Source organism: Variovorax sp. Soil_C_39 (assembly GCF_057656815.1).
The window spans coordinates 159,803-173,944 of sequence record NZ_JBDGJQ010000008.1 but is presented as its reverse complement, the minus strand read 5'-3'; the positions used below and the strand labels follow the sequence as shown (position 1 = coordinate 173,944).

Below are 14,142 nucleotides of genomic sequence, written 5' to 3'. Positions count from 1 at the left end.
GGATCGGGGCTTTCCTGCCCCGGATTGTCTTCGCAAACGCGAGATGTGTTTTTTTGTCAGCCCTGGCGCGGCCGGGCGCGCAGGTAGCGCCAGAACGCCGCCGAGGTCCAGACCTTGAGCAGGCTGGTCACGTGCCAGTAGAGGTGCTTCCTGCTGCGGCGGCTCGCGCGCTGCGCTTCGTGGCGCGCGAGCAGGTCTTCGCCGACCTGCAACCGCCAGCCGGCCAGCTGGGTGCGTGCGCAGATGTCGAAATCTTCCCCGTACATGAAGAAGCGCTCGTCGAAACCGCCGATCTGCCGGTAGGCGTCGCTGCGGAACAGCATGAACAGGCCCGGAATCCACGCCGGCACCGCCGGTCGCACGTAGCCCGGGCGGCGCCGCGTGAGGATCTCGCGCGGTGTGATGATCGCGCGGTGCTGCTCGGGGGCGTCGTTGCCGGGCTCGAGGATGCGCGGCGTCAGGAGGCCGGCGTCGGGCGCGGCCTGCGCGAGCAGCGGCGCGAGCACGTCGGCGTCGAAGCGGATGTCGGGGTTGAGCACCAGGAACCAGGGCGTTCGGCAGCGTTCGAAGGCCTGGTTGTGGTTGGCGCCGAAGCCCAGCCGTTGCGCATTCTCGATGCGCTCGAGCGGAAATCCCCAGTCCAGCCCCGCGAGCAGGTCGGGCTCGGGGATGTTGAGCGTGAGCACCACCTTGGCAATCGAGCCCTGGCTGAAGCGGTCGAGCTGGTCGAGCAGCGGACGCACCAGCGCGAGCTGGCCGTGGCTGACGATCGAAATGGTGATCGGGGGGGAGGGGGAGGAGGGCGCTGGCATGGTCTAATTTCGCTCGGGAATTCTAGGGTTCCCTCCACACCCCCATGATTGCCCTGATCGTCATCAGTTTCTTCGTCTCCGCCATCGCGGTCCAGCTGTTCATGCGCCGCGCGCGCCGGCATGCGCGGCTGTATGGCGCCGACATGCCCCAGCGCTTCCACAAGGGCCATGTCCCGCGGCTCGGTGGCGCGGGCATCTTGTTCGGCATGGGCGTGGCATGGCTGGCCGCAGGCATCACCGGAACCGATCCGTTCAACGTCGCCTGGCCCGTCAAGGTCTCGATGCTGACGCTGCTGTGCATCCTGCCCGCGGTCATCGGCGGCATCGTCGAGGACGTCACGCAGAACGTGAAGGTGCGCTACCGGCTCGCGCTCACCATTGGGTCCGCGCTGCTGGCCTGCTGGGTGCTGGGTCTGGGCCTGGCGCGCACCGGCATCGAGGCCGTCGACCAGGGGCTTGCACTGGTGCCGTACGGTGCGGTGCTGTTCGCGGCGCTGGCGATCGGCGGGCTGCCGCATGCCTTCAACATCATCGACGGCTACAACGGGCTCGCCGGCACCGTGGCGGTGCTGGTGTGCCTGGCCATCTCGCACGTGGCGCTGCAGGTGGGGGACAGGCAGCTCGCGGCCATGGTGATCTGCCTCGTCGGCGCGACCTTCGGCTTCCTGATCTGGAACTATCCGCGCGGCAAGATCTTCGCCGGCGACGGCGGCGCCTACGTCTGGGGCATGGTGATCGCCGTGGCCTGTGTGACGCTGGTGCAGCGCCATCCGGTGGTCTCGCCGTGGTTTCCGATGCTGCTGCTCATCTATCCGGTGTGGGAGACGCTGTTCTCGATCTACCGCAAGCTCGCGCGCGGCCAGTCGCCCGGCACCGCCGATGCGCTGCATTTCCACCAGCTGATCTTCCGCCGCATCGTGCGCGTGGCTTTCGCCGACGACGAGGCCCGGCAGCTGCTCGCCCGCAACAACCGCACCTCACCGTACCTGTGGATGTTCGCCGCGCTCTCGGTGGTGCCGGCGGTGCTGTTCTGGAACAACACGGTCGTGCTGATGGCGTTCTGCCTGCTGTTCGTCACCACCTACGTGGGTGCGTACCTCATGATCGTGCGATTCAAGGTGCCGCGCTGGCTCAGGCCGTGAGCGAAGCGGCCGCGGCCAGCGGCGCGCCGGTTTGCGCGAGAATTTGAAACTTCTTCGTCTTCCTCTTCTTCATCGACCCCCGTTTTGGAGCCTGCCCGCCCATGACCGATCCCGTCCTCAACATCCCCCCGCGTGACAAGGCGGAGATCCTGGCGCAGGCGCTGCCGTACATCCGCAAGTTCCACGGCAAGACCATCGTCATCAAGTACGGCGGCAACGCCATGACCGACCCCGCGCTGCAGGCCGATTTCGCCGAGGACGTGGTGCTGCTGAAGCTGGTGGGCATGAACCCGGTGGTGGTGCATGGCGGTGGGCCGCAGATCGAGGCGGCGCTCAACCGCTTGGGCAAGAAGGGCAGCTTCATCCAGGGCATGCGCGTGACCGATGCCGAGACCATGGAAGTGGTCGAGTGGGTGCTGGCCGGCGAGGTGCAGCAGGACATCGTGGGCCTGATCAACCAGGCCGGCGGCAAGGCCGTGGGCCTCACCGGGCGCGACGGCGGCATGATCCGCGCGCAGAAGCTCAAGATGGCCGACCGCACCGATCCCAACCTGCAGCATGACGTGGGCCAGGTCGGCGATATCGTCGCGATCGACCCCAGCGTGGTCAAGGCGCTGCAGGACGATGCTTTCATTCCGGTCGTGAGCCCGATCGGTTTCGGCGAGGAGAACGAGAGCTACAACATCAACGCCGACGTCGTCGCCGGCAAGCTCGCCATCGTGCTCAAGGCCGAGAAGCTCATGCTGCTGACCAACACGCCCGGCGTGCTCGACAAGAATGGCAAGCTGCTCACCAACCTGAGCGCGCGCGAGATCGACGAGTTGTTCGCCGACGGCACCATCTCGGGCGGCATGCTGCCCAAGATCGAAGGCGCGCTCGATGCCGCCAAGAGCGGCGTGAACGCGGTGCATATCATCGACGGTCGCGTGCCGCACGCGATGCTGCTCGAGATCCTGACCGACCAAGCCTACGGCACGATGATCCGCGCACGCTGATCCGCGTGCGCGCCCGCTGCCGGCCGTTCAGGCCCCGGCAGCAGCGGCGGGCTTGCGGCCCAAGAACTCGAAGCCTGCGGCGCCCACCTCCTGGGCCGACTGCGGCAGCTTCTCGAAGTCGGTCCAGAGCGGCGTCTCGCGCCGCGACGGGTCGCGCCACAGGTCCACCAGCTCGCCCGCGGGGGCGCTGCGGAAGCGCTCGGCGGCTTCGTCGGACAGGTTGGCGCGCAGCGCCTGCTCGCATTCCGAGGCCAGCCAGCTGATCGAATGGTTGGGGCAGAAATTCTCCGACACCTTGATCCGTTCGGCCTCGAACGCCTGGAACCACTGCGCCAGTCCATAGCGGGTGCAGTTGAAGAAGTGCCACGGTCTTTCGTGCAGCGGCTGCATGAACGCGGTGCGAACCAGCACTTGGCCGCCCGGCTTCAACACGCGCAGGAGTTCCGCGGCCACCTTCTGCGGCTCGCGGTAGTGCTCGAAGGCGTTCATGACGATGGCAGCGTCGAAGACCTCGTCGTCGAACGGCAGCGCATGGGCGTCTGCCACCACGTCCGTGTGCCTGAACAGGCTGTATTCGACCTCGACCACGTTGCCGAGCTTGTTCTGCGAACCTCCGCCGCTCAGGTTCAGGACCCAGCCCCGGGTGTTTTTTGCCAGCGCCAAGGCCTCGCTTGGCAACGCGTTGCTGACATGGTCCGCAGGCTTCACCTCGGGCTCGCCGATCTCTTCGCACAGAACCGGACGCCCCTCGACGATGGGCCAGGTCCTCCAGCCGTCCACGGTCACCAGTGCGCCTTGTCCGGCGTCGAGGGCCAGCTTAAGCCCCGTCTTGGGACAGCGAAGGATCGGCAACAGCGTTTGAAGCCGCGTCTTCGCGGCGTCGTCGCTCAGCGCCACCTGCAGCGCCGGTGGTTTGCGCGCAAGCCGCTCGTCGATCAGCGACACCCAGGGATGCTCGGCCTTGAAGTTCTCGATCAGCCGCTGGTAGTTCTGCGGGACCGTCGTCTCGGCCCGGAGCATCGAGCCCGCATGCACGCGGTAGTCCGCGAGCGTCTGCGGCTCCCAGAACCCACGCTGGCCCTGCTCTGCGAGCCGACACCAGAAGTCGTAGTCCTCCCACCCGTGGCGAACGTGGTTGTAGCCACCGACGATCGCCCAGGCTTCCTTCGAGACGAGCGCCATCGCATCGACATAGTTGCCGGCCACGAAGCGCTGCGGTTCGTAGCTGGCGTCACCGAGCAACGCGCTGGAGGCGCCGAAATGCTGGATCGTCGGATAGACGAACGCGACCCGCTCGGCGCGGATGGCGCGGCGCAGTTCCTCGCAGCATTTGGGCCGCAGCCGGTTGTCGGCGTCCAGCGGCAGCACGTAGGGGCTGTCCGCCAGTTGAAAGGCCGCATTGCGCGTCAGCCCCAGGCCGCTGTTCGATGCATGCCGGGCGACCACCACGCGGTTGAAGCGCGCAGCGTGCTGCCGGACCCATGCCAGCGCGATTTGCAGCGAATCGTCGGTCGAACAGTCGTCCACCACCACCAGGTCCAGCACGGCCAGCGTCTGGGCCCGGACGGACTCCAGCGCCTCGACGATGAACTGCGCGTAGTTGTAGAGCGGAATGACGACTGAGACCTCGGAAGTCTCGATCTCGTCGGCCCTGTGCTCGAACACCACGTCGAGCGGCATCAGCACGGGCCGGCGAACTGGCGTGGAGCGAATGTGCGCATCGAGCGCGAAGGCCCGCGCGGCCAGCGCATCGCCCTGCAGCTGGTCGAGCACGCGGCCGAACTGTGCGGCGCGCTGCAGCGGTCCGTACGAGGCCATGGCCCGCAGGAAGGCCGCCGAGCTCACCTTGGCGCGCAGCGCTTCGTCTGAAACCAGGGTCGAGAGGCAGTGGTACCAATCGTCGGCGGTGGCAGCCAGGAAGCCCGTCGCGCCGTGTTCGATCGCTCGCCTGAAGGGCCCGGTCGGCGATGCGATGGTCGGAACATCGACCAGCGCCGCCTCGAAGAATTTCAGTTCGCTCTTGGCTTCGCAGAACGGGTTGCCGAACTCCAGCGGCGCGATGTTGATGTCGAAGCGCGCGATCTCGCACGGCAGCGTTTCCAGCGTCTGGAAAGGTCGCCATTCGATGCGGTGCTCGAGGCCCACCATCGCGGGGTATTCCTCCACGTCGACCAGGCGCATGCCCGAAGCGGTCTGGAAGAGCACCAGGCGGCACCGTTCGTTCTCCCGCAGCACGCGTGCAACGGCCTCGATGGCCAGCCCCAGGTCGCGCTGGTGCGTTCGCGATCCGCCGGCATAGCCAATCCGCACCAGATCGTCGATCCGTGCGCTGCGCCACTGCCGTGCGCTGCGCCGGGACAGCGCCAGGGTCTGGTCATCGAAACCGTTGGCCAGCACATGGGTGGTCTTGCCGGCCCAGCGCATGTGGTAAGCCAATTCCTGGGTGCTCGCCGTGCACACGTCGGCCGCGAGCATGGCCCGGCGCACGCTTGCAAAGAGCTCGCGCACCGCGGCTTCCGGATGGGCGTTCGACCGGATGCCGTCGATTACCTTGGTGTCGGCCAGGTCCGGTTCGATCATCAGGTCGTCGATGTCGAACACCACCTTCTTGCCTTGGGCGTGCATCAGCTCGACGGCTTTCTCGAGGGCGGGGCTCCACGGGGTGCGCCAGAGGATCATCACGTCGTGCCGCGAGGTCAGCTCGAGCCGCGACGCGAGCTCATCCTGCCGGACCCACTCGGCCGGGACCCCGTTCATGCGTGCCGCATCGACATGCCGCGCGACGCGGTACAGGTGCCCGGGCGTGTCCGCCTCACCCGACACATAGAAGATCGAGAACACCCGGCTGGGCAGCGGCGCACGCGCCGGCTCGGCTTCTTCGACGCCGAGCAGACCGGCACGCCGCCCCTCCTTTGCACCGACCAGCGTGTAGTGGAGCAGCGGATTGAAACCTGCGGCGTCCGGGTAACGGGCCGCGTATTCAGTGCCCGAGAACCACGGGCCGGGGTTGCGCCCTTCGGCCGCGCCGTGGGTCGCGTAGTGCTCCGCGGGGTCGGTGCCGGCCGATGCGACATCGGGGTAGGTCTGCAGGTACCAGTCCCGGTCGAAGTAGGGCGAGAAGCGGATGATTTCCACCGCGCCCAGGTCGACGGGCCGGCCGGAAAGCCGGCGTGCCAGCAACCGCAGGCGCCTGCGCATCTTGGCCTTCACGCTCAGTGCGGGGTCGCCCCGCAGGCGCGCGAAATGCCTCGTCAGCGATTCGATCCGGTCTTCCTTCAGGTCGGCGAGGTGCTTCCAGGCCAGGGCGGTGCGCTGCTGCAGGCTCTTTGCTTCGCTGCTTTCCTTCAGATCGCTCGCCAATCGCGCCACGAGGTTCCGCAACTCGGCCACGCGCCGGTTCGCCTGCTCGTGCGCGAAGCCCGTCGCGCGGGCGGCGGCTTCCGCCTGGGCGGCCTTCGCCTCCGCGTCGCTGGCCTGCCTGTTCAGGGCCTCCAGCCGCGCGGCCTTGTCTGCGACTTCCTGGGACAGGGCGTCCAGCTGGCCTTCGGCGCTGGCGCGGGCTTCGGCCTCGGCGAGACGGGCAGCCGCCACCTGGGCCAACTCCGCTTCGATCGGCGCGCGCTGGGCATTGGCCTCATGCAGGCGCTGATGCAGTTCGGCCGAACCGAGCTGCTCGCGTGTGGCGACGAACCAGCGCGTCCCGAGGTGCGAGAAGCGGGTTCGGGCAGCGTTCGCGCGTTCGGGGTCGAGGTTGCACAGCGCCATGGCCGCGGCCGGTGCGCGATCGCCGACAGCGAGCACGCCGAGCCCGTGACCGTGCAGGAACTCGAAGGAGGGATAGTGCCGCGCCTGTTCGGCAAAGAAGCGGAAGACGCCGAAATTGCCGCTGCGCACATTGGTGTCGTGGAACAGCACGACGGCCCTGTCCGACAGCTTGGGAAGCCAGGTCTCGAAGTCGTGCCTGACCGCCTCGTAGGTATGGAAGCCATCGATGTGCAGCAGGTCGATGGAGCCGTCGGCGAAGTACGGCAGCGCATCGTCGAAGGTGGACTTGAGCAGCTCGGAGAAGGCGCTGAAGTGCTTGTCGTGGAAGTCGCGGAGTTCGTGGTAGACCTGCGCATCGAAGTGCCCGGCATGCGCGTCGCCGGCCCAGGTGTCCACGGCGTAGCAGCGCGTCGCCGACTTGAGCCGGGCCACGGCCTCGCAGAAAGCCGCATACGACACCCCGTTGTGTGTGCCCAGTTCCACCAGCAGGTCCGGCTTGCATGCGGCCACGATCCAGAACGCGAACGGCGTGTGTGTCCACCAGGCGCTCGCCTTGCCGAGCAGGTGGGGCGTCCAGAACAGCGGGTCGAGCACCGGATGGGTCAGCACGTCGAGCGACTTGTCGACCGTGGGAAGGATGAGGGTGGGTTCTTTCATTTTTCTGCCGGACGCATCCGGACCTCCGCAAGAGAATCAATCGATGAAGCCGCTGCGCGCCGCTACGTCAGCGCGCGAGCTGCCACGGCTGGCCGACACTGGTGGCGAGGTGCGCACCCGTGAGCCAGTCGAGCTGGACGTTCGGGTTGTGATACGGGTCGTGCTCGAAGCGATCGATCCATTTGGTGCCGGCGTGCGCCTGCTCGGATCGCGCCCGGCGTTGCCTTTCCTCGGATACGTGGTCATGCCCGCGCGAGGCGCTTTCCAGGTGCAGCAGCGAGGCAAACGGCGTGCAGATGTTGCGGTAGCCCGCGTCGCTCACCTTCAAGCACAGGTCGATGTCGTTGTAGGCGACCGGCAGGTGCTCGCTGTCGAATCCGCCCACCTGCTCGAACACCGTTCGACGCACCGCCAGGCAGGCCCCGGTGACCGCCAGGTAGTTGCGCGTGCCCGCGAGCCGCCCTTCCATGCCAGTCTCGGTGGCGCCGTCGGTACGGCAGACGTGCATCGCCAGCGGGCCGCGCTGCAGGATGACGCCGGCGTGCTGCACCGTGCCGTCGCCATAGAGGAGCTTCGCGCCCACGCAGCCGATGTCCGGGCGCATGACCTCGCCAACCATCTCCCTGAGCCATCCACCCTCCAGTATCTCGATGTCGTTGTTCAGGAAGAGCAGCACCTCGCCCGTCGAGGCCTGCACGCCCGCGTTGTTGATCGACGAGAAATTGAAGGGGCCGGGCACGCGAAGCACGCGCACACGCGGGTCCGCACGGAGTTCGGCGAAGAGCGCAAAGGTCGCCGGCTCGACGCTGTCGTTGTCCAGGATGATGACTTCGAAATCGGGATAGTCGGTCTTGCCCAACAGGCCGTCCATGCAGGCTCTCACCAGAGAGGCGCGGTCGCGTGTCGGGACCAGCACGCTCACGCGCGGGGCGGGCTCCGGCAAGGGGCGGCGCACATGGTTGACGAATTGCGCGATCGGCGAGGGCAGCACCTCGACCGCCACGCCGGCCTGCGCGAACGCTGCCTGCGCCGCCACCTGCCGGGCCGCGGCGGCATAGGCCTCGACGGCGCGATGGGCTTCGGCCGCATCGGCCACCGGCGGCACGCGCCGGTGATACAGCACCGACGGAATGTGGCGGACCTGGCTGCAGTGCAGCGGGAGGGCCACACGGCAATGGAGGTCGTAGCGGGCGGCCGGTTCGAATTCGGCGCGAAACCCACCGGCCTCGAGGATGTGGGCGCGCTTCATCACGCACAGCCCGTCCAGCAGATCGAAACCGAGCTGGGCCTCGGGATCCCAGGCCGACTTGAAGCGCGGCTTGCATCGCGCTCCGTCATGGCCGCTCCAGTCCTCGTCCGCATAGACGACGGCGGCATCGGGCCATTTCGCGAGCGTGAGCTGCAGCGACGACACCGCGTGCGGGGCGAGCTGGTCGCCGGCGGCGATCACCCCGAACCAGGTCTGGACCGCATCCGCGAGTGCGCGCTGCTGCAACGCCAGGGCGCTTGGCGGCTCGCTCGCAGCGACGATGCGGACAGGGACCGCATCGCGAACGAACGACAGCGCGCGGGCGACTGCGGCGCTGCGCGACGCCGCGCACGCTACCACCACGTCGAACTGGCGACAGGCCTGCGCGGCAAGCGAAGCCATCGTCTCGCGCAGCGCCTCGTCGCTGCCACTGTCGGCGATGGCGAAGGTCATGCCGTCCCCGTACGCAAGCCTTTCCAGGTCTGCGCGCAGCGCTGGCTGTTCGGTCTCGTGGCGGGATGCCTCTGCATCAGTCCATGCGCGGTAGGCGGCGTCGGTGAACGGTGAGAACCGGCACGCCGCGGCCCAATGGGCGTATCGCGCTTGATCGATCGGCAAGATTCCCCCTAACGCTGCAAGAGATGGCAAGACAGGGGCCCCGGCGTGCGCACCCCCTTAATGCAGGATAGCGACGCGGAGGAGGCGGAAGCGTAACAAGCCATGCAACAGTCGTTGCGCAGCGGTTCCATTCGTTACTTGAACGGGGGAGTTCGCCGGCCCCTGTGCGGCCGGACGCTCAGCCGGGCGCGGACGGCGAGTCGTACCCGTTCGGATTGCCCTGCTGCCAGCGCCAACTGTCGGCGCACATCTGGTCGAGCCCGCGCTGCGCACGCCAGCCCAGCGTGGCCGCTGCAAGCGATGGATCGCCCCAGTAGGCGGGCACGTCGCCAGGCCGGCGCGGCCCGATCTCGTGGGCCAGTGCGCGACCGCTCGCGCGCTCGAAGGCGTGCACCACCTCCAGCACCGAGGCACCGCGGCCGGTGCCGAGGTTCAGCGTGACCAGGCCGGCACCGCGTTCGGCGTGCCGCAGCGCCGCGACATGGCCTTCGGCGAGGTCCATCACATGCACATAGTCGCGCACCCCGGTGCCATCGGGCGTCGGATAGTCGTTGCCGTGGATCACCAGCTGGTCGCGCCGCCCCACCGCCACCTGGCACACGAAGGGCATCAGGTTGTTCGGCTTTCCTTGCGGATGCTCGCCGATCAGGCCGCTCTCGTGTGCGCCCACGGGATTGAAGTAGCGCAGCAGCGCAATGCGCCAATCGGGCTCCGCCTGATGCAGGTCGATCAGCGCCTCTTCCACCATGCGCTTCGAGCGTCCGTAGGGATTGGCGGGCCTGCAGGCAGCGTCCTCGGGGATCGGCGATTGGTCGGGCTCGCCGTAAACGGTGGCGGACGACGAGAAGACCAAGGTCCGCACGCCGGCCTGCCGCATCGCCGCGGCGAGCACGAGGCTGCCGTGCACGTTGTTGTCGTAGTAGGTGAGCGGGTCGGCGACCGAGTCGCCCACCGCCTTGAGCCCGGCAAAGTGAATCACGGCCGAGAAGTCCCTCCCGGCCAGTACCCGGTCGAGCAGCGCGCGGTCGCGCACGTCGCCCTCGATCAGCTCCGGCCGCGTGCCCGTGATGCGCTGCAGTCGGTCGAGCACGCGGATGTCGCTGTTGCCCAGGTTGTCGAGGATCACCGGCACGTACCCCGCCGCAGCGAGCGCCACGCAGGTGTGGCTGCCGATGAAACCCGCGCCGCCGGTGACCAGAACGTGGTGGGTGGAAGCCATGAGAACCTTTTACGGAATATGGATGGCGCCGATTCTCTACGAGCTTTCCCCGAGCCGGTTGGCACGCGCTCACTGCGCGCCCGTGTGCGAGAATCAATTGATTACATCTTTGCCGTGCTCCCATGCAAAACGAAGAGACAAGCTACCCGGGCATCGATGCCCCCGCCGAGACGCCCGCGACCGTGACCGCCGCCCCCGCCGCGCCGGTGCGCAAGCGGCCCAAGCCCGGCGAGCGGCGCGTGCAGATCCTGCAGGCGCTCGCGGCCATGCTCGAGCAGCCCGGCGCCGAACGCGTGACCACGGCAGCGCTGGCGGCGCGGCTCGATGTCAGCGAGGCCGCGCTCTACCGCCACTTCGCGAGCAAGGCGCAGATGTTCGAAGGCCTGATCGACTTCATCGAGCAGAGCGTCTTCACCTTGGTCAACCAGGTGCTCGAGCGCGAGGGCGTTTCGGGCGCGCAGCAGGCCGCGCGCATCCTCACGCTCGTGGTGCAGTTCGCCGAGCGCAACCCGGGCATGACGCGCGTCATGGTCGGCGACGCGCTGGTGTTCGAGAACGAGCGGCTGCAGCAGCGCATGAACCAGTTCTTCGACAAGATCGAGGCCACGCTGCGCCAGGTGCTGCGCGGCGCGGCGGCGGCAGAGGGCTCGGCCACGCCGAGCGTCGATGCGCAGGTGCGCGCCGCGGCGCTCACCGCCTTCGTCGTCGGCCAGCTGCAGCGCTTTGCGCGCTCGGGGTTCCGCCGTTCGCCATCAGAGCACCTCGAAGCCACGATCGCGCTGATCGTTTGAGCCGGCGCTGCCTCCTATGGGGGTGATAGCTGAATACGATGTTGCGGCGTCGTCTTCATTGACAGAATAGATGGGCTGCCACAACACAGAGGAAAGCCCACATGACCGATCCCCGCACGCTCACGACCGAGAACGGCGCGCCCGTCGAGAACAACCAGCAATCGCAGACCGCCGGCCCCACGGGCCCGGTGCTGATGCAGGACCACCACTTGATCGAGAAGCTCGCGCGCTTCGATCGCGAGCGCATTCCCGAGCGCGTGGTGCATGCGCGCGGCTCGGGCGCCTTCGGCCACTTCGAGGTCACGGCCGATGTGTCGAAATGGACCAAGGCCAAGTTTCTCGCAGGGGTCGGCAAGAAGACCGAAGTGCTGGTGCGTTTCTCGACCGTCGCGCTCGAGCTCGGCTCGGCCGACACGGTTCGCGATCCGCGCGGCTTCGCTGTCAAGTTCTACACCGAAGAGGGCAACTACGACCTCGTCGGCAACAACACGCCGATCTTCTTCATCCGCGATCCGCTGAAGTTCCCCGACTTCATCCACTCGCAGAAGCGCGATCCCTACAGCCACGTACAGGAGCCCAACAACGCCTGGGACTTCTTCTCGCATTCGCCCGAGGCCACGCACCAGTTCACGTGGCTGTTCGGCGACCGCGGCATCCCGAAGAGCTACCGCCACATGGACGGCTTCGGCTCGCACACCTTCCAGTGGGTCAATGCGCAGGGCGAGGCCTTCTGGGTCAAGTACCACTTCAAGACCCACCAGGGCATCGAGACCTTCGTCGCCGAAGAGGCGCAGCGCGTGGGCGGCGAGAACCCGAACCACCACCACCTCGACCTGCTGCATTCCATCGAGCGCGGCGAGTTCCCGAGCTGGCGCGTGCAGGTGCAGATCATGCCGGTGGCCGAGGCGCGCACTTACCGCTTCAATCCCTTCGACCTGACCAAGGTCTGGTCGCACAAGGACTATCCGAAGATCGACATCGGCGTGCTCACGCTCGACCGCAACCCCGACAACTACTTCGCCGAGATCGAGCAGGCCGCGTTCAACCCCGCCAACTTCGTGCCCGGCATCGGCCCCTCGCCCGACAAGATGCTGCAGGGGCGCCTGTTCAGCTACGGCGACACGCAGCGCTACCGGCTCGGCATCAACCACACGCAGTTGCCAGTGAACCGCCCGCGCGCCACCACCGCGCAGAACTACGGCCGCGACGGCGCGATGCGCGGCGACGGCAATGGCGGCCGCGGCCCGAACTACGAGCCCAACAGCTTCAGCGACGCGCCCAAGCAGAGCAACGAGCCGGTGTATGCGCCGCTCGAAATCCATGGCTGGACCGGCAGCCACGCCTGGCAGCAGCACCCCGCCGACAACGACTTCGTGCAGGCCGGCGACCTTTATCGCCTGATGGACGAAACCGCCAAGGAGCGACTCGTGAACAACATCGCTGGCGGCCTTGGCGCGGTGACGCGGCAGGACATCATCGACCGCGCCGTGAGCTACTTCCGACAGGCGGATGCCGACTACGGCGCACGGCTCGAGAAGGCCATCCGTGCGGTGCAAGCGAAGATCAAGGGCGAGGAAGTCAGCGTGCAGGTCGGCAAGCCCGCGCACGACAGCAGCAACAGCTGAGCGCGCAGGTGCCTTTCTCCCTCCCCCGCTGGGGGAGGGCGGGGGTGGGGGCCAGCGGCGTCACCACAGGGCGCATCGCTGTGCCCCCATCCCAACCTTCCCCCAGCGGGGGAAGGAGCAAGACATCAATCGCTGACCGCCACGCCCACCTTGGCGCCCGCAGCCACGATCTCGCCCCAGGTCGCATCGTCCAGCCAGATGCCGTCGCGCTCGCGTGCCACGCGCGCGGCGCGTTCGGGTTCGCCGGCGATCTGCACCTGGTCGAAACCTGCCCCGGGCGGGCTCTGGCGCAGCCAGTCGACGAACGCCGTCGCTTCCTGCGCGAAGCTTTGCTGGGTGCCGAGCCGGGTCGGGTCGATCAGGATGGTGAGCATGCCGTTGAGCACCGTGCGCGCGGCATCGGCCGGCCGGTGCCAGGTGCCGCCGCCGCTGAGCGCACCGCCCAGCAGCTCGCAGGCCATCGCCATGCCGTAGCCCTTGTGCTCGCCGAAGGTCATCAGCGCGCCGAACAGGCCGTTGGACTGCGGCACCACCACCACGCCCGGGTTGTGGGTCGGTGCGCCGCGTTCGTCGATCAGGTAGCCGTCGGGCACCTGTTCGCCCTTGTTGTGGGCGACGCGCATCTTGCCCTGGGCAACGCGGCTGGTCGCGAAGTCGAGCAGGAACGGCTCGGCGCCCGCGAGCGGAATGCCGATGCAGCATGGGTTGGTGCCGAAGCGCCCGTCGCCGCCACCCCAGGGCGCCACCACGGGCCGCGAGAGCACGTTGACGAAGTGCATCGACACCAGCCCTTCGGCCGTCGCCATTTCCGCGAAATGCCCGATGCGGCCCAGGTGGTGCGCATTCGCGAGCGTGAAGATGCAGCTGCCGTGCTGCTTCGCGCGCTCGATGCCCAGAGCCATGGCCTGCACGCCGACCACCTGGCCGTAGCCATGCTGACCGTCGAGCGCGAGCAGGGTGCCGATGTCCGCATTGACCTTCACGGCCGCGTTCGGCACCAGCCCGCCCTCGGCCACCGCATCGACATAGCGCGGCAGCATGCCCACGCCGTGCGAGTCATGGCCACTCAGGTTGGCGAGCACCAGGTTGGCTGCCACCTGTTGAGCTTCGGCCGGCGTGCTGCCGGCGGCTTCGAGGATGCGCGCGCAATCCGCACGCAGCGCGGCAGCGGGAAGGGTTTGGGGCATTGGATGGACTCTGTTGGATTGTTCAATGGCCGCGCAGCGAGGCCCGTTCAGGAAACACCGCGGAACCGGCTCTGCCGGGCCG

At 67.8% G+C, this 14,142-nt stretch carries 9 protein-coding genes; 4 read left to right on the top strand and 5 right to left on the bottom strand.

The genetic code is table 11. The features are described from left to right. Positions 1-56 precede the first annotated feature (56 nt). A complete protein-coding gene (locus tag AC3A6J_RS20435; protein ID WP_487861809.1) occupies positions 57-812 on the bottom strand; it encodes a glycosyltransferase family 2 protein in 756 nt (251 codons plus the stop codon). A gap of 44 nt (positions 813-856) precedes the next feature. Between AC3A6J_RS20435 and AC3A6J_RS20430 the strand changes: the two genes are divergently transcribed. Further along, positions 857-1,954: a glycosyltransferase family 4 protein gene (locus tag AC3A6J_RS20430; RefSeq protein WP_487861808.1), complete on the top strand. Its 1,098-nt coding sequence runs from the start codon at positions 857-859 to the stop codon at positions 1,952-1,954. A 101-nt stretch (positions 1,955-2,055) separates the two neighbouring features. Next, positions 2,056-2,949, top strand: a complete 894-nt coding sequence (gene argB, locus AC3A6J_RS20425) for an acetylglutamate kinase (protein WP_487861807.1) — start codon at positions 2,056-2,058, stop codon at positions 2,947-2,949. 27 nt (positions 2,950-2,976) lie between these two features. Here the strand turns inward: argB and AC3A6J_RS20420 are convergent, their stop codons facing one another. From AC3A6J_RS20420 to galE, 3 genes are all read right to left on the bottom strand, one after another. Further along, complete coding sequence (locus AC3A6J_RS20420) at positions 2,977-7,371, bottom strand: class I SAM-dependent methyltransferase (protein ID WP_487861806.1); 4,395 nt, start codon at positions 7,369-7,371, stop codon at positions 2,977-2,979. A 67-nt stretch (positions 7,372-7,438) separates the two neighbouring features. Continuing rightward, complete coding sequence (locus AC3A6J_RS20415; RefSeq protein WP_487861805.1) at positions 7,439-9,073, bottom strand: glycosyltransferase family 2 protein; 1,635 nt, start codon at positions 9,071-9,073, stop codon at positions 7,439-7,441. A gap of 343 nt (positions 9,074-9,416) precedes the next feature. Then, positions 9,417-10,457, bottom strand: a complete 1,041-nt coding sequence (galE, locus tag AC3A6J_RS20410; RefSeq protein WP_487861804.1) for a UDP-glucose 4-epimerase GalE — start codon at positions 10,455-10,457, stop codon at positions 9,417-9,419. Positions 10,458-10,579: 122 nt separating this feature from the next. Between galE and slmA the strand changes: the two genes are divergently transcribed. Continuing rightward, a complete protein-coding gene (slmA, locus tag AC3A6J_RS20405) occupies positions 10,580-11,248 on the top strand; it encodes a nucleoid occlusion factor SlmA (protein WP_487861803.1) in 669 nt (222 codons plus the stop codon). A 101-nt stretch (positions 11,249-11,349) separates the two neighbouring features. Next, entirely contained in the window at positions 11,350-12,873 is a 1,524-nt protein-coding gene (locus tag AC3A6J_RS20400) for a catalase (protein ID WP_487861802.1), read from the top strand. A gap of 125 nt (positions 12,874-12,998) precedes the next feature. Here AC3A6J_RS20400 and AC3A6J_RS20395 read toward each other — a convergent pair whose 3' ends face one another. Then, complete coding sequence (locus tag AC3A6J_RS20395) at positions 12,999-14,060, bottom strand: malate/lactate/ureidoglycolate dehydrogenase (RefSeq protein ID WP_487861801.1); 1,062 nt, start codon at positions 14,058-14,060, stop codon at positions 12,999-13,001. Positions 14,061-14,142: the final 82 nt, after the last annotated feature.